The organism is Salinivibrio sp. HTSP, assembly GCF_003390965.1.
In the GTDB taxonomy this organism is placed as follows: Bacteria; Pseudomonadota; Gammaproteobacteria; order Enterobacterales; family Vibrionaceae; genus Salinivibrio; species Salinivibrio kushneri.
The window spans coordinates 1-16,711 of sequence record NZ_PXUD01000015.1 but is presented as its reverse complement, the minus strand read 5'-3'; the positions used below and the strand labels follow the sequence as shown (position 1 = coordinate 16,711).

General features: G+C 50.7%; 16 protein-coding genes. 5 read left to right on the top strand and 11 right to left on the bottom strand.

Annotated features, from left to right (window positions below; translation table 11 throughout):
• Positions 1-161 precede the first annotated feature (161 nt).
• Positions 162-542 carry a DUF393 domain-containing protein gene (locus tag C7A19_RS03820; RefSeq protein ID WP_116644214.1) on the top strand — a complete coding sequence of 127 codons (381 nt, stop codon included), beginning with the start codon at positions 162-164 and terminating at the stop codon, positions 540-542.
• Between the two features lie 8 nt (positions 543-550).
• Complete coding sequence (locus C7A19_RS03815) at positions 551-1,192, top strand: flavin reductase (RefSeq protein ID WP_102505838.1); 642 nt, start codon at positions 551-553, stop codon at positions 1,190-1,192.
• On the opposite strand, the gene C7A19_RS03810 is transcribed toward C7A19_RS03815, so the two are convergent.
• On the bottom strand, positions 1,189-1,677 hold the full coding sequence (locus C7A19_RS03810; protein WP_116644213.1) for a GNAT family N-acetyltransferase: 489 nt from the start codon (positions 1,675-1,677) through the stop codon (positions 1,189-1,191). The two genes, C7A19_RS03815 and C7A19_RS03810, sit on opposite strands and share 4 nt — an antisense overlap.
• A gap of 87 nt (positions 1,678-1,764) precedes the next feature.
• The gene (gene epmB, locus C7A19_RS03805; RefSeq protein ID WP_116644212.1) at positions 1,765-2,787 is read right to left on the bottom strand and encodes an EF-P beta-lysylation protein EpmB; all 1,023 of its coding nucleotides are present in this window, start codon (positions 2,785-2,787) and stop codon (positions 1,765-1,767) included.
• Between the two features lie 33 nt (positions 2,788-2,820).
• On the opposite strand from epmB, the gene efp reads away from it, so the two are divergent.
• A complete protein-coding gene (gene efp / locus C7A19_RS03800; RefSeq protein ID WP_069361567.1) occupies positions 2,821-3,387 on the top strand; it encodes an elongation factor P in 567 nt (188 codons plus the stop codon).
• Between the two features lie 64 nt (positions 3,388-3,451).
• Here efp and frdD read toward each other — a convergent pair whose 3' ends face one another.
• From frdD to frdA, 4 genes are read right to left on the bottom strand one after another with little or no spacing between them, the layout of a single operon-like run.
• The gene (frdD, locus tag C7A19_RS03795) at positions 3,452-3,814 is read right to left on the bottom strand and encodes a fumarate reductase subunit FrdD (RefSeq protein WP_069361568.1); all 363 of its coding nucleotides are present in this window, start codon (positions 3,812-3,814) and stop codon (positions 3,452-3,454) included.
• A gap of 8 nt (positions 3,815-3,822) precedes the next feature.
• Positions 3,823-4,206 carry a fumarate reductase subunit FrdC gene (gene frdC, locus C7A19_RS03790; protein ID WP_077457626.1) on the bottom strand — a complete coding sequence of 128 codons (384 nt, stop codon included), beginning with the start codon at positions 4,204-4,206 and terminating at the stop codon, positions 3,823-3,825.
• Entirely contained in the window at positions 4,203-4,958 is a 756-nt protein-coding gene (locus tag C7A19_RS03785) for a succinate dehydrogenase/fumarate reductase iron-sulfur subunit (RefSeq protein WP_069361570.1), read from the bottom strand. Before C7A19_RS03785 ends, frdC begins: the two co-directional genes overlap by 4 nt.
• The gene (frdA, locus tag C7A19_RS03780; RefSeq protein WP_116644215.1) at positions 4,955-6,760 is read right to left on the bottom strand and encodes a fumarate reductase (quinol) flavoprotein subunit; all 1,806 of its coding nucleotides are present in this window, start codon (positions 6,758-6,760) and stop codon (positions 4,955-4,957) included. The genes C7A19_RS03785 and frdA overlap by 4 nt, the downstream gene beginning before the upstream one ends.
• Before the next feature lie 317 nt (positions 6,761-7,077).
• Between frdA and epmA the strand changes: the two genes are divergently transcribed.
• Positions 7,078-8,046 (top strand): elongation factor P--(R)-beta-lysine ligase, encoded by a 969-nt coding sequence (gene epmA / locus C7A19_RS03775; protein ID WP_077659326.1) that lies wholly within the window; start codon positions 7,078-7,080, stop codon positions 8,044-8,046.
• A 62-nt stretch (positions 8,047-8,108) separates the two neighbouring features.
• Here the strand turns inward: epmA and C7A19_RS03770 are convergent, their stop codons facing one another.
• The 5 genes from C7A19_RS03770 to rsgA form a co-directional block, all read right to left on the bottom strand.
• The gene (locus C7A19_RS03770; RefSeq protein ID WP_116644211.1) at positions 8,109-9,986 is read right to left on the bottom strand and encodes a methyl-accepting chemotaxis protein; all 1,878 of its coding nucleotides are present in this window, start codon (positions 9,984-9,986) and stop codon (positions 8,109-8,111) included.
• A 181-nt stretch (positions 9,987-10,167) separates the two neighbouring features.
• Positions 10,168-12,054, bottom strand: coding sequence for a methyl-accepting chemotaxis protein (locus C7A19_RS03765; protein WP_116644210.1), 1,887 nt, complete (start codon positions 12,052-12,054; stop codon positions 10,168-10,170).
• Positions 12,055-12,293: 239 nt separating this feature from the next.
• Positions 12,294-13,700, bottom strand: coding sequence for an SLC13 family permease (locus C7A19_RS03760; protein ID WP_116644209.1), 1,407 nt, complete (start codon positions 13,698-13,700; stop codon positions 12,294-12,296).
• Between the two features lie 199 nt (positions 13,701-13,899).
• Positions 13,900-14,763 carry an archaetidylserine decarboxylase gene (gene asd, locus C7A19_RS03755; RefSeq protein ID WP_116644208.1) on the bottom strand — a complete coding sequence of 288 codons (864 nt, stop codon included), beginning with the start codon at positions 14,761-14,763 and terminating at the stop codon, positions 13,900-13,902.
• A 92-nt stretch (positions 14,764-14,855) separates the two neighbouring features.
• A complete protein-coding gene (gene rsgA / locus C7A19_RS03750) occupies positions 14,856-15,908 on the bottom strand; it encodes a small ribosomal subunit biogenesis GTPase RsgA (RefSeq protein WP_069361576.1) in 1,053 nt (350 codons plus the stop codon).
• Positions 15,909-15,987: 79 nt separating this feature from the next.
• Here rsgA and orn point away from each other — a divergent pair, with 79 nt between their 5' ends.
• A complete protein-coding gene (gene orn, locus C7A19_RS03745; RefSeq protein ID WP_069361577.1) occupies positions 15,988-16,533 on the top strand; it encodes an oligoribonuclease in 546 nt (181 codons plus the stop codon).
• The last annotated feature ends 178 nt before the right edge of the window (positions 16,534-16,711 follow it).

Here is a 16,711-nt window from a genome sequence, read left to right as displayed (position 1 = left end):
TTCTGTGAGAGGGATGAGGCGGCAACGCCTCACCCTACTCGATGTGTTTGTCATTTTTGTACTGAGCTTTATGCTTTCCCTTCCTGCTAGCTTTTCTACCGTGCGTTTCTCTGATCTTCTTTTCCCTTCTGTGCGTAAGCTCTGTGTTAGGAGGTGTGATTATGGTGACTGTATTCTATGACAGCATGTGTCCTTTATGCGTGAAAGAAATGCGTAAGTTATCTCGCTGGGATACCGAGGGTGCGTTGCAGCTGGTTGATATTCATCAAGCTGACTTCTCCGTTCGTTTCCCTGACGTCGATCCCAGTGCCGCTAATCGCATTCTGCACGCACAAGATAGCAGCGGGCAGATGGTGTATGGTTTAGATGCAACTTATGTAGCTTGGCGGGCTGTGAATAAAGGATATTGGGTGAAGTGGCTACGCTGGCCTGGTATTGCTTGGTTTGCTGATAAACTGTATCTGTTCTTTGCCCAACACCGTTATCGCCTATCCGCGCTGTTAACGGGGCAAGCTCGCTGTCAACAATGCCAACTTAAGTAAGGATGGATATGGCTCTGAGTGTGTATGAGAGAGACGATATACTGGCGATGGAAAAGCGTTATCGCGCGGCGTTCGTGAATAGCCTGTCCGGCTTTAAATCGGCGAACCTGTTGGGCACCAGTGACTCAAATCGACAGACAAACTTGTGCATTGTGAGCTCTGCGTTTCATCTAGGGGCCAACCCAGCGTTAATGGGTGTGATTATCCGCCCTGATACCGTACCGCGTGATACGTTAGAAAACATTCGCGAAACCGGGGTTTATACACTCAACCATGTTCAAAAAGAGATGGTTGTCGCGGCGCATCAAACGTCAGCACGCTACCCACACGGGGTGTCTGAATTTGAGCAAGTGGGGTTGACGCCCTTATGGCGCGAGCGCATTAATGCGCCTTATGTTCAAGAGGCTGCTATACGTCTTGGTCTCATTCTTCGTGAAGAGCACACTATGGCGATCAATGGCACCCACCTGTTGGTGGGTGAGATCATTGAGGCACATGTTCCAGATAGCTGTATCAGCCATGATGGTTTTGTCGATATTGAGCAAGCAGGCTCCGTCGCTTTGAGTGGCTTAGACAGCTACCATACCACCGATTGTGTTGGTCGTCTGAGCTACGCTAAGCCCGATAGCATGCCTGAATGGCTTGGTTAGCGATTACGTGCCATATAATGGGCATCGACAAACTCGCCATTGCGGAACGCAAACTGTTTGGCGGTGCCTTCAATCTCAAAGCCAAATTTTTGATAGAGGCGGGTCGCAGCCGCGTTATCCGTATAAACGGTTAGCTCTATCCGTGATACGTTCAGCCAGTTTTCGGCTAAATCGATCGCTTTTTCCATTAGCGCGCTACCAATGCCGCGGCCTTGATAGGCATCGTGAACGCCCATACCAATGTCTGCGACGTGGCGACGGCGAGGGTTTGTGGCAATGACTAAGCCTAGGTTGCCGACCACTTTACCTTCTAGCTCGGCAACCAATGGGTATACGCCATCAGGTACCTGATTAAGTCGCTTTTCCCACATGGCAAGGCTCGGCATCGGCAATTGCAGGGTGCCTGCTTGAGCCTTGGGTTGCGCATAGATATCACGTATCGCCGGAATGTCGTCGGCGTGGTATTGACGAATAATCAGAGACATAACACATCCTTGTGGTGAGTTTTCTTTTTAATAAGCCATGGAATTAAGGATAAATCAACAGCTTATATTGAATAAGTTTCTGATTATTCACTCTAAATGGAGATCCAGCGGCGTTTTACTTGCTCGGCCACCGGTTTCCCGGGTCAGTCGAGGGACCAAATAGCCGGAGAGCTGCTCGATAATCTCCTGCATTAAGGTGCGCGCTTCATCGTCTGAGACTAAAAAGTGAGCGGCGCCCTGGACTTTATCCAATACATGCAGGTAGTAAGGCAAAACGCCAGCCTCAAACAGTCGTTGGCTCAGTGCCACCAACGCATCCGCACTATCATTCACGCCTTTGAGAAGCACGCTTTGGTTAAGCAGTGTGATACCCGCTTGTCGCAGCATGTGGAGTTTGTCGCTTAGCTCGTCATCGACCTCATTGGCATGGTTGATGTGGGTGACCATCACCACTTGTAAACGCGAGTGCGATAAGCGCTCGGTCAGCGCTGAGGTGATGCGAGCGGGGATCACGACGGGCAAGCGAGTGTGGATACGCAGCCGTTTAATATGTGTTATTGGCTCGATAGCACTGATGAGCCAATCGAGCTCCTCATCTTTGGCCATCAGCGGGTCGCCACCCGATAAAATCACTTCGTCTATCTCTGCATGAGCGGCGATATAATCCAGCGCCCCTTGCCACACGCGTTTGCTGCCTTTGTTATCTTGATACGGGAAGTGGCGGCGGAAGCAATAACGGCAATTTATTGCACAGCCTCCCTTAACGATCAGCAACACACGGTTGTGGTACTTGTGTAACAAACCAGGAATCGCATTATCTTGCTCTTCCAGTGGGTCAGCGCTGAACCCGTCAACCTCATTAAATTCTTCCGCAATCGGCAGTACTTGCTTTAGTAATGGATCATGAGGGTTGCCCTTTTCCATTCTGGCGACAAAACTGCGTGGGACACGCTGTGAAAACAAACGGCGCGCCTTAAAACCGGATTCCCATCCCTGTGGTGAAATATCAAGCATTTGCAGCAGTTCATTGGGATCTGTGATCGCCTCTGCGAGTTCTTTGATCCAGTTTCGCTCAACAGCAGGTTGGATTCGGGTTATGATGTGCGACATTTGTGAAAACTCGAAGATGTTAAGAGGATCAAGATGGCGTCTTTCAGCACTAATGAATTCCGCGGCGGTTTGAAAATTATGCTCGATAACGAGCCGTGTGTCATTACCGAAAATGAATTCGTAAAGCCAGGCAAAGGTCAGGCGTTTAACCGTGTCAAAATCCGTAAGTTGATCTCCGGTAAAGTACTAGAGAAAACATTTAAATCGGGTGACAGCGTTGAAGCGGCCGACGTGATTGAAGTCGAGATGGATTACCTGTACACAGACGGTGAATTCTATCACTTCATGAACAATGAAACCTTTGAGCAAATTGCGTCTAATGAGAGCGCAGTGGGTGATAACGTCAAGTGGCTAGTCGAGAACAACACTTGTACGCTTACGCTTTGGAATGGTGACCCTATCGTGGTTACCCCACCTAACTTTGTTGAACTCGAAGTGACGGAAACTGATCCTGGTTTGAAAGGTGATACGCAAGGCACGGGTGGTAAGCCAGCGACACTGAGCACAGGCGCTGTGGTTCGCGTGCCTTTGTTTATTCAAATCGGCGAAGTGATTAAAGTCGATACCCGTACGGGTGAGTACGTTGGACGGGTTAAGTAACCTTTGCAAAAAAGCCCTGCGCTTCTTCAGCCAGGGCTTTTTTTATGCCTCGTTTTTACTGGGATTAAACAATCAACACCAACAGCACGGCGGCAATGCTGACGGCAAAAGCGATGGCATAGCACACCACTTTGCCTGCTAACCCCACATGCAGCTTCAAATCATGCAGCCCGTGATGAATGCGGTGCATGGCGTGCCACATTGGTAGCGCCAGCGTGGCGAGGATCAGCAGTTTGCCCAGCCAGTGATCAGCAAACATCATCACGCGGTCATAGCTCAATGCGGATGGGTCAATAACGCCAAGTGGGATGAGCACCCCTAGAATCAAGACAGTCACCGGGGTAAACATCGCGAACCAGGTCCCCCCGGCGCCAAATAAACTCCACCAAATGGGCTCATCAGAACGTTTGGGTTTGGGATCGATCATAACACCTCCTAAATGAGCACCAGAGCAATCAGTGATATCACCGCCACCGCGGCCCATTGCGCACCAATCACCCATTTACCGTCGAGCAGTTTGCCTTTAATGCGAATCGGCATCACTTGCGGCATCATGCTGAAAAATGTGGTGGCATGAAACAGGCTGGCGACCAAGGCAACCAGGTTCAAGATAATCACAACCGGGTGGGCCATGTAATCCAGCCAGCTTTGCCATGCTTGCGGTCCCTGAACCAAGCAGATTAACCCAGCGGTGAGACTAAGCGTGAAGAAGACCAAAGGCAGTACTGTCGCTTCTCGCACCATATAAAAGCGGTAGAACGGATGGTCGAGCCACCAAGTACGCGGCATGGGGCGTGTATAGGGTTTGCGATTACTCATCCTCTTACCTCCTGCCCATCTTTATTAGGATTAAACATGGCAATCACCATATCTTGGGTGGAAGCCACCTTGCCTTGGTTGACTGCACCTGCAGGATCAACACTCTTCGGACATACTTTTGAGCAGTAGCCGACGAAAGTGCACCCCCATGCGCCGTTATCACTATTAATCAGAGGCATGCGTTGGGCTTTCCCCTTGTCGCGGCTGTCAAGATTATAGCGGTGTGCCAGCGCGATCGCGGCAGGACCAAGAAAGTCGGGATTGAGACCAAACTGAGGACAAGCGGCGTAGCATAAGCCGCAATTGATACAAGCGGCAAACTGTTTGTAGCGTGCCATTTGTTCAGGCGTTTGCGTATTGGGCCCGTCTTCAGGGCGGCGATCATTGCCCAAAATATAAGGTTTGATCGCTTCAAGACGCTCGATAAAGGGCGTCATATCGACAACGAGATCTTTTTCGATGGCAAAATTAGCTAAAGGCTCAATCACCACCCCTTTGGCGTAATCACGTAAAAACGCTTTGCAAGCGAGCTTGGGCACGCCATTGACCATCATCCCGCATGAGCCACAAATGGCCATGCGACACGACCAGCGATAAGAGAGCGACTTATCGAGGTTGTCTTTGATATACCCCAGCGCATCCAAGACCGACATGGTTTCATCGCCGGGTACAACGAAAGATTGCGAGTAAGGCGCATCATCCGTTGCCGGATCGTATCTGAGCACTGAGACCTGGTAGGTAGTTTGCGTCATGATGCGGGCTCCTCTTGTTGATCCACATTGCCACCATTGGCGTGTTCCGCCGCATCGCCATATAGGCGCGCTTGTGGTTGTGATTTGGTGATTTTGACATCGCCATAGTCAATGCGAGGACCGCTCTCGGGTTGATAGAACGCCAAGGTGTGTTTGAGGTAGTTATCATCATCACGCTCGGTGCAGCCTTCATCTAGCCGTTGGTGAGCGCCACGAGACTCCTTACGCTGGATGGCAGAATGTGCCATGGCTTCTGCGACTTCCAAGCCATAGCCGACCTCAATGGCGTAGAGCAGATCGGTATTGAACACACTGCCTTGGTCTTGGATGGCAACATCTTGATAGCGTGCTTTGAGTTCAGCAATTTTATCAATGGTCGCTTGCATTAGATCTTCGCGACGATAAATACCGCAGCCGGCTTCCATTGTCTCGCCCAGCTCTTTGCGAATATCCGCCCAGTTTTCTTCGCCTTGATGGTTCAAGAGCTTATCAATGCGCGCTTTGACGTTCTGAATCTGGGCATCAATAGCCGCTTGATTCCAACCTGTGAAGGCCGCTGCCCGTTTTGCGGCGCCTTCACCCGCTAAACGACCAAATACCGCCAATTCAGCGAGCGAGTTTGAGCCGAGTCGATTAGCGCCGTGCAAGCCGACGGAGGAGCACTCACCAACCGCAAATAAGCCGTTAACGCGCGTTTCGGTTTGGGCATCCGTTTCAATGCCACCCATGGTGTAGTGCACGGTAGGACGAATTGGGATCGGCTCTTTGGCAGGGTCAACATTGACATAGGCTTTGGCGAGCTCACAAATAAACGGTAGTCGTTCTTGAATGTAATCTTCGCCGAGGTGACGCAAATCAAGATGCACAACGTCACCGAGCGTGTGCTTGATGGTATTGCCTTTTTGTTGCTCATGCCAAAAGGCTTGCGAAACTTTATCGCGTGGGCCGAGCTCCATGTATTTGTTTTTTGGCTGCCCGACCGGTGTTTCAGGCCCAAGACCATAATCTTGCAGGTAACGATAGCCGTCTTTGTTGACAATAATGCCACCTTCGCCACGGCAGCCTTCGGTCATTAAAATTCCCGTACCAGGCAATCCAGTGGGGTGATATTGGACAAATTCCATATCACGCAGCGGGATGCCGTGGCGATAAGCCATGGCCATGCCATCACCGGTGACAATGCCACCATTGGTATTACAGCTATAAACGCGTCCCGCGCCGCCAGTGGCTAGCACCACTGATTTGGCTTTAATACAGACCAGCTCGCCTTCCGCCATATGGAGGGCAATCAAACCTTGTACTTGGCCGTCATCGACAATCAAATCAATCACAAAGTATTCATCGAGACGCTGGATTTGCGGGTATTTGGTCGAGGTTTGAAACAGGGTGTGGAGCATATGGAAACCGGTTTTATCGGCAGCAAACCAGGTGCGCTCCACTTTCATGCCACCAAAGCGGCGGACATTGATACTGCCATCGTCTTTTCGGCTCCAAGGGCAGCCCCATTGCTCGAGTTGTACCATTTCGTGGGCACAATGTTTAACAAAGTAATCGACGACATCTTGCTCACATAACCAGTCGCCACCGCTGACGGTATCATTGAAGTGGTTGTCTAGGCTGTCTTCATCCTTGATGACGGCAGCCGAGCCACCCTCTGCGGCCACAGTGTGGGAGCGCATCGGGTAGACCTTAGATACCAGCGCAATATTAAGCGAGGGATCGGCCTCAGCGGCCGCAATAGCAGTGCGCAGCCCCGCGCCACCGGCGCCAATCACTGCAATATCTGTGGTAAGGATCTGCACGTTCATCCTCCAGTGTAGGGAAAGCCAGTGCTTGGCTTGTTTATTGTTCTGCTGTCATGGTAGGCAATCTGTGCAAAGCAAAAATTGACTCAGTCGGGGAATTGTCGCGATTTTGCGGGCATGGGTGTTAAATTGCATAAAAGTGTGATGTTAGTCGTTAAGTGCCTGCCTCTCTTGTAAAAAGGGAAAATGCTGACAAAGAAAATGCGGCATGTGACACATGTTCGTCGTGTGACACCGGTTGTGAGTACTTGTCATTCCAGGCGGCAGCGATAGACTGGCGTCACCAGAAAGCGCAAGAGTAACGAATGAGTGAGATGAATCAGTGGCAGCCAACGGCAAGCGTGTCACAATTAAAAAAACGCGCTGCGATCATAGCCCGTATCCGTCAATTTTTTGCTGAACGTGAGGTATGGGAAGTGGATACCCCTGCACTGAGTCAAGCAGCGGTGACCGATGTGCATCTTCATAGTTTCAAAACGTCTTTGGTTGGGCCGGGTTTTGCTGACGGCGTCGCCTTGCACCTCATGACCAGTCCAGAGTTCCATATGAAGCGGCTATTGGCCGCTGGAAGTGGGGCTATTTATCAAATCAGTAAAGCGTTTCGAAATGAAGAAGCCGGGCGCTACCACAACCCTGAGTTTACGATGTTGGAGTGGTATCAACCTGGTTATACCCACCATGACCTAATGGATGAAATGGATGCCTTGTTGCAAGCGGTACTCAGGTGCCAAGGTGCGACACGGATGAGCTATCAAACGGCATTTGCATCCTTCACCGGACTGTGCCCGTTAACCGCGGATATTATTCAGCTGCGTGCACTTGCCGCGACCCAAGGACTTGCCGATATCACTGAGGATGAAACCGACAAAGACACCTTGCTGCAGCTGCTTTTCTCCGTGATGGTCGAGCCGAATATTGGCCAGCAGGCGCCCGCCTTTATTTATGACTTTCCTGCATCGCAAGCCGCGCTGGCAAAAATCAGCGAAGCAGACACGCGTGTTGCGCACCGGTTTGAGGTGTATTACCAAGGCATTGAACTGGCTAATGGCTTTTATGAGTTGCAAGACGCCAACGAGCAACGACAGCGGTTTGAGGCGGATAATATCGCACGAGTCGCGCGCGGTTTATCGCCACAGCCTATCGATGAGCACTTACTGTCCGCGCTGGAAAGTGGTTTACCTGATTGCGCTGGGGTAGCATTGGGCGTCGACCGTTTAGTGATGTTGGCACTCGGTTGCCACCACATTGATGCGGTCACCGCTTTTCCGGTATCACGTGCGTAGAAGCGGGAAAAACAACGCCGCCCGAAGGCGGCGTTCGTCGTTAGGGGCGTGACGACAAGACGTTAGACTTTAAACTTGGATAAGTCTTGATGCATGTCCCGCGCGGCTTGTGCCATGCTTTCACCTTGATCGCCGGTAGCACTGGCTTGCTGGTGGATCTCATAGGAGAGATCTTTTACCGCTTGGGTATTGCGGTTGATGTCGTCGGTCACCGCGCGCTGCTCTTCTGCGGCGCTGGCAATTTGAATCGCCATTTCCGAGATAGTACCAATCGCGCTGGTGATTTGATTGAGACGCTCACTGGCCGCTTCGGCGCGCTCCACACTTGATGTCGCCATTTCGTTACTTTGGGTCATATCATCGACCGCGCGTTGCGTGGTGTGCTGCAGCGTCTCAATCATATTGCGAATCTCTTCGGTGGAGCTATGCGTCCGTTGACTTAATACGCGCACTTCATCGGCAACCACTGCAAAGCCGCGCCCTTGCTCACCCGCCCGGGCCGCCTCAATCGCCGCGTTAAGGGCAAGCAAGTTGGTTTGTTCGGCCACTCCTTGAATGGTCGCGATGATTTGGTTAATGCTTTGTGCATTTTCATCCAGCTCACGGATCACATTGGTGGCACGCTCCACTTGCTCGGCGAGTTGAGTAATGGCGTTGCGGTTATCACCGACCACACTTAACCCCTCTTGGCAAGATTGCTCGGCTTGTTGTGCGGATGAGGCTGTATCTTCAGCATGGCTTGCCACTTCGTTGGCCGTCGTTGACATTTCGTGGATAGCCGTCGCTATTTGGTCAACATCATTTTGCTGTTTATCAACCAACTGACTGGATTGCAGGGCGTGGGTTCGGCATTCTTCCGCACTTTCTGACAATGTCATGCTCTGACTAACCGCTTTACCTACCATTTGCTGGAGCTGGGCAAGGAAGGCATTGACGTACCCAGCCAATTCGCCAATTTCATCTTGGCGGGCGATGTTGATCCTTTGCGTGAGATCGCCTTCACCGGCAGAGAGGGTACGCACAGCGCCTGTCAGCTCGCCTAATGGCTTAAGTAGTTGTTTGATTAATGCGCCGGCGACAAAGGCAATCACGATAAACAAGATCACGGAGGCAATCACCACAAAGGTAATTTGCTCTGATACCGAGGCATAGGCTTGCGCCTTATCTTCGACGATACCCAAGGTCCAATCGGTATTCGGGACCTCGATAGCGGCGATGAGCTTTTCTTTGCCATTGAGTTGAAAGGTGGTGAGCTGACGTTGTGCGCTCGCGCTAGCCATAAATGTGGGTGTGAGCTCTTCATCCAGCTCAGTGAGGGGTTGGCGACTGAGATCGGTATCGCGATAGGCCACTAAGCGGTTGTCACCATCGACGAGAAAGGCAAAGCCATTGCTGAGTTTTAAATTTAACACTTGCTCGACAATATCGGTGACGGTGACATCGGCAGCCAGTACCCCTTGATATTGACCATTGAAGGCCTTGGCAAGACTGACCACCAAACTGCCGTCGAAATCTTGATAGGGCTCGGTAATGATTAAGCCATTCGCGTTACTGGCGCTTTGATACCAAGGGCGAGTGCGCGGGTCATAGTCGGCGGGCCAATCTTCGCTTTTATCACCGTAGGCGATGCGGCCATCTTCAAAGCCGGCATACACGGAGAGGAAATGCCCCGCTCGCTTGGTCACCAAAAGCTCGCGATCGACATTGGCCTGATTGGCGATCAGTGATTCGTTTGCTAATAGCATATCGGCACGCGTACTCAGCCAGCTGTCGATAAACTGAACAGTGGCATCCCCGACATCATGCATTTGTTTGGTAATACTGTTGGTCGTCTCGCTTTGGAGTTGACGCACAGAAATGCTGGCAAGCACTGCACTGACCAGAGCCACTATAAAGGCAATGGCCACAATGATTTTCAGCTTAATTGTCGGCTTGGGCATAGACACATTTCCATCTCGTTGAAAAGTGTCACAAGTGTAGACGCAACGTTTGCACTATGGTTGGATCGATCAGACAAAATGTGGTCACAAAAGCGGTGAAGAGAGAGAAAAAGGATGAATTTGTGATCTTTCTGCCAGTGACAGTCTGCCTACCTCGGCAGGCAGACTGCGGTGGCTCAAGTTATACTTTGAACTTGGAGAGGTCGTTGTGCATTTCTTGCGCGTCTTGCGCCATTTGCTCACCTTGCTCGCCCGTTTCATTGGATTTTTGGTGGATCTCTAACGAGAGGTCACGCACCGCTTGGGTATTGCGGTTGATATCTTCGGTCACTGCACGCTGCTCTTCAGCCGCGCTGGCAATTTGTGCAGCCATCTCCGAAATATCGCCAATGGCACGGGTAATTTCGTTGAGTTTCTCGCTCGCAGAGGCGGCGCGCTCGACGCTCGAGGTCGCCATATCATTACTTTGGGTCATGCCATCCACCGCGCGTTGAGTGGTGTTTTGTAGCGTTTCAATCATGTTACGGATCTCTTCCGTGGAGTCATGAGTGCGCTGACTCAACACACGTACTTCATCGGCGACCACAGCAAAGCCACGCCCTTGTTCACCGGCACGAGCTGCCTCAATGGCGGCGTTAAGCGCGAGTAGGTTGGTTTGTTCGGCAATATCCTGAATGGTGGAGATAATTTGGTTGATGCTTTGTGAGTTGGTATCCAATTCACGGATCACATCCGTCGCTTGCTCGACTTGCTCTGCCAGTTGGGTAATAGCATCACGGTTGTTCTCCACCACTTCTAGGCCGTCACGGCATGAGCCCTCTGCCTCTTGGGCTGAGCGAGCGGTTTGTTCGGCGTTACTGGCCACTTCGTTGGCCGTGGTCGACATCTCATGGATGGCGGTAGCAATTTGATCCACATCGCCTTGCTGCTGACCCACCAAGCTACTGGATTGGTGGGCGAGGTTGCGGCATTGGTCGGCTCTGTCAGACAAGGTCACACTCTGGGTGACGCTGCGGCCTATCATCGCTTGTAACTGTTCCAGGAACGCATTGACGTGCCCGGCTAACTCACCGATTTCATCTTTACGGACAATATCAAGGCGCTGAGTCAGATCCCCACTGCCTTTTGACAGTGAGCTTACTGCATGGGTGAGTTGGGTTAGCGGTGCCAACATCCGGTGAATAAGGGCACCGGCAATCAATGCAATGATCACAAAGAGAATCACTGACGTCACCAAGGTGGAAACAATCTGCTCTGAGACAGACGCAAACGCCAACTTTTTGTCTTGTACCACGCCAAGGCTCCAGTCAGCGCCTTCAACGGGCGTCACGGCGAGCAGTTTTTCTCTTCCGTCACCGTCAAAGGTAATGCTCGCGAGTGCGTCACTATTACGGGCCTTTTGGATAAAAGCGGGGGTGAGCTCATCGTCAACCTCGGTGAGCGCTTTGGTACTGAGCGCGGTATCCCGATAAGCGACGACATTGTTATTCTCGTCCACCAAAAAGGCAAAGCCTTGGTTGGGTAACCGCACGTTGAGCACTTCTTGCACAATGGCGTCAACGGAGAGGTCTGCAGCAATGACGCCCTCAAAGCGTTGATTGAACGATTTAGCAAAACTGATCACCATGCCGGCACCATTAGCATCGACATAAGGCGGGGTGATGATTAGTTCATTGGCGGCGTTGGCTTGTTTGTACCAAGGTCGCGTTCGTGGATCGTAATTGGCTGGCCAGCTTTCTGTTTTGTCACCATAAGCAATCGAGCCGTCTGCAAATCCGGCGTAAACGGTGAGAAAGTCACCTTGGCGTTTGGTTAATAAGAGTTCTCGATCAACATTGGGTTGTGTCGCAATCAGTGGCACATTGGCAACCAGCATGTCACTGCGGATATCTAGCCACTCTTCGATAAAGTTGCTGGTGGAAAGACCGACATCGCGCATTTGCTCAGTGACGTTTTGCTGCGTCTCTTGTTCCAATTGGTTAACCGAAAACCATGCCTGTACGGCACTGACTAAGGCAACGACCAAAGCAACAGCAAGCAATATTTTGGTCTTGATGGTGAATTTCATTAAAGATCCCTCGTACTACCACGTTTTGATGACACTTTCTTATTGAGTATCTGCTTAATTGTAGAAAGCTTGAGTCAATGAGGGATAAAGAATTTTGCAAAAAGTGGATTTATCCTTAAAGCTCAGCTGGCTGTCTTACTCACATCATCAGTGTTATCCCATTTTTAGCGGATGAAAAATATCAATTTTCTCGTTCTGGGGCGAATCTATCGTTTTGTGTCTCAATCGTTAAACGATTGTCATGTGAGTAAGAGGACAGCGGTATAAACTAGGCCTAAGCCACTTATGCCTAAGATCAGACCGACTTTGACCAAATCTTGACTGCTGATAAAGCCAGTTGAATACGCCAAGGAGTTGGGTGGCGTCGAAACCGGCAGTATCATCCCCAAGGAAGCGGAAAAGGCGACGACAATTAATAGACCTTGCATACCGCCAATGCTTGCCAGTGCGGGCATGGAGGAAGCAATGGCTGCGGCTATCGGCATTAAGAGGTTAGCGGTGGCTGTGTTGGACATAAAGTTTGCCATCAGCCAGCAGATAATCGACAAGGTAACCAACACCGTCATGGCGGTAAGCAGGCTGTAATCGACCGCATGAGCGAGCGCCGCGGCGAGACCGGTTTGGTCGAGCGCGATCCCCATGGCAATCCCGCCGGCAACCAGCCACAATACATCCCAGTTGATTTGTTTAAGTTCTGGCTTACCAATAATGCCGGTGAGGGTAAAAATCGCCAGTGGAATTACCGCCACCACATAAGTGTTCATGCCATGCAAACTGGTGGTGAGCCACAGCACGATCGTGAGGGCGAAGGTGATATAGACAGTATACGCCTGCCAACTTTGTAAAAAGCGTCCCTCTAAAGCGAGATTCACGCGGGTATGTTGACTCTGAAAGAGCCGTTGTAATAGCCACCAGGCGAAGGTGAGTTGAACAATGACAAAAGGCAGCCCCATTTGCATCCAGCCCAGAAAAGAGACTTTATATTCCCCGGTTAGATACTGTAACGCAATGGCGTTAGGCGGTGTGCCGATAGGGGTGGCAATACCACCGGTATTCGCCGCCACGGGAATACACAGCACGAGTGCCTTGACCAAAGGATCCCCTTTGGGTAGCACCGCGATAATGGGGGTTAATAGAGCCAGCATCATCACCGTGGTGGCCGTATTGGACATAAACATCGAAAATACCGCGGTAATCAGCATTAGGCCAAGCATGATAAATTTAGGGTGTTGCCCAAATGGCCTTAACAGCACACGTGCCAAATTAATGTCGAGTTCATATTTTGACGCGGCAATAGCCAGTGAAAACCCGCCCATAAACAGAATAATGATAGGGGATGAAAAGGCGCTGAGAATGTCGGTATAAGGAATTAAGTCTCCGCGGGGGTGATGCTGTGTGATACCGCGAAACCAGTGTAAGCCTTTATCAGATATCATCACTAGTTGTAGTGTGATTATCAATAAAGACGTCGAAAAAACAGGCACAGGCTCAAGAACCCACAGCAAGGCCGCCATCAGAAAGATCGCCAATAAACGGTGCTGAATGATAGTGAGGTTAGCAACGGGTAACCAATCGGTAGGGGCTAACAGTAATAACAGCGGTAAACCGAGGGCGACCAGCAATTTGATAAGACGAGCATTGACCACAAATACGCTCCTTCGTCATGGGTGGGCGAGCGCGTTCCGCCTGAGACGCGAAGACTCGCGTGCGCCTTGTTATCAGAAATAGAATATCTTTATGATACGGTGCTTTATCTTGAATTAACGGGAAAAATATCCGAATTTCCACACAAAAAAGGGGCATAAATGCCCCATATTTCACATTTTTCTAGATTTTTAGCGGGAGCTAGTGCTGGCAATGTGCGTAAGCTTGCCCTAATTGTGTTGGCTCACCGGGTATGACGGCATCATCAAAGCGTACCGCCCCTTTGGGGAAGAGGTTAATCACGGTAGAGCCCAGTTTGAATCGGCCCATTTCCTCTCCTTGAGCAAAGTGCATCGCCTGCTCACCGTCGGTTGGATATTGCCAACGACGAATACTGCCACCGGTTGGCGGGGTCACCGTCCCGGCCCAGGTGGTTTCGATACTGCCAACAATGGTGGCGCCGACCAATATTTGCGCCATGGGGCCAAATGCAGTATCAAAGACGCACACCACGCGCTCATTCCGCGCAAAGAGGTTTGGTACGTTTTCTGCCGTCAGTGGATTCACTGAAAACAAATCGCCAGGAATATAGATCATCTCTCGTAATACGCCGTCACACGGCATGTGGACGCGGTGATAATCGCGGGGAGAGAGGTATAAGGTGGCGAACTCTCCCTGATCAAACTTTGCTGCTAAGCTGTCATCGCCACCGATAAGTTCAGTCAGTGAGAAGCTATGGCCTTTCGCTTGAATCAAACGACCCTGTTCAATCGCGCCTGCTTGGCTGACACAGGCGTCAGCCGGAAAGATCAGTGTTGTCTCGTCGCCATCGATTGGGCGTAGTGCGGGCTTCAGCTCACGGACGAAAAAATCGTTGAAGGTGCGATAGTAACTCGGATCGCTGACTTTCGCTTCGCTCATATCGACGTGATATTGCTTGATAAACCACTTGATGACTGCAGTGGTTAACCAGCCACCTTTTAAGCTCGCAAGCTTGCCCATTAATCGGGTTAACGCGTGTTTCGGCGTAAGATATTGTAGGCCGACTTTCAAATCGTCTCGCACAGTGTAGTCCTAACCATTTATTGGGTTGATGATGCCAGTGACGCGCTTATACGGGCGCGCCGTGTCGCGGATCTGAGTGAAGTGACAGTCGCTCAGTGTTGCTTATTACGAGAGAACTGACGGTTGTCTTTGGCTTCTTTCATGCTCTCAATGATGCGGTGGTAGCTATCAAAACGTTCGACACTAATGTGTCCGTCTTCGACCGCTTGTCGCAGTAGACACCCCGGATCATCGCCATGTTTGCAATCGCGGAACTTACAGCCACCTAAATAATCACGAAATTCGACAAAGCCATGAGCAATTTGTTCCGGCTCTAAATGCCACAAGCCAAACTCACGGACGCCGGGGGAGTCAATCAGATCGCCGCCTTGATCAAAATGATACAAGCGTGCGGCGGTGGTGGTGTGTTGACCAAGCCCTGAATTTTCTGACACCTGATGCGTATGTGCGTGCACATCAGGGAGTAGGGTATTGACCAAACTGGACTTCCCGACGCCGGATTGCCCAACAAAAACACTCACATGCTGGTCTAGGTGTGTCATCAACGCTGACATGCCTTCGCCCGAGTCCGCACTGACCATCACGAGGGGATAACCAATATCTCGATAAATATCGAGCAGATCATCGACCATCTCATGGCCTTCTTCATCCAACAAATCGACCTTGTTAATCACAATCAGGGGGGCGATATCCAGTGCTTCACAGGCAATCAGATAACGATCGATAATGTTGGTCGACAGCTCAGGTAAAATAGCGGCCACGATCACCACTTGATCAATGTTTGCGGCTACTGGCTTGACCCCATCGTAATAGTCGGGACGAGTGAGCACGGAGTCACGCTCATGCACCGCTTCCACAACGCCGGCAAAGCCATCGAGCGCTTCTTTTCCGGGTCGCCATACCACACGATCGCCAGTGACCAAACTATGGACAGTGCGGCGAATATTGCATCTATGTATCTTACCTGTGTCGGGATCTTCAATATCGGCATGCTGGCCAAACCGCGTGATAACCCGCCCTTCCCGTGCGGATTCTAGCGCGGCATCGTCCCATTGCCGATCGGTATCTTTGTCTTTGATCCGGCGTTGTTGGTTGGATCTTACCCGTCGCAGTTGACCCTTCGTCAGTTTTTTCTTTTTTGCCACGTTGACTCTTATCGGTTAAGTTGGCTTTCATATCAAGCACAGTATGATACATGGTTTATCGATAAAAAAGGCAAGTTCAATGGCGTTCAGTGAAAACAATTTAATCTGGATTGATCTGGAAATGACAGGGCTAGATCCGGATACCCATAAGATCATTGAGATCGCGACCGTTGTGACGGACGCACAGTTGAATATTCTGGCGGAAGGGCCCGTGCTGGCGATACATCAACCGCAAAGTGAGCTCGACAAAATGGATGATTGGTGTACGCGAACGCATAGCCAGTCTGGCCTAGTGGCGCGCGTACAACAGAGTGATATTGATGAACAAACCGCCATTGAGCAAACCATCGCATTCTTATCGCAATGGGTACCGTCTGGCGCGTCACCGATTTGCGGTAATAGTGTGGGACAGGATCGGCGCTTCCTCTATCGACACATGCCAGCACTTGAGCGCTATTTTCATTACCGCACCGTGGATGTGAGCACGTTAAAAGAGCTGGTACGTCGATGGCAACCAGAGGTGTTGAATGATTTCTCTAAACAGGGAACCCATTTAGCGCTTGACGACATCCGAGAATCAATTGCAGAATTACGCTTCTATCGCGAGAGGATCTTAACGATCTGATGAGTCAGTCATCGATCTGATGCTCTTTTGAGCGATTAAAAGAAAAAACCAAAATTTTGCTCATCAGCACTTGCAACCCGGTTTTTTCTTCGTATAATTCGCAGCCCTAACGACGTGAAACGTCTGTTGAAAGCGACATTAGCTCAGCTGGTAGAGCGCAACCTTGCCAAGGTTGAGG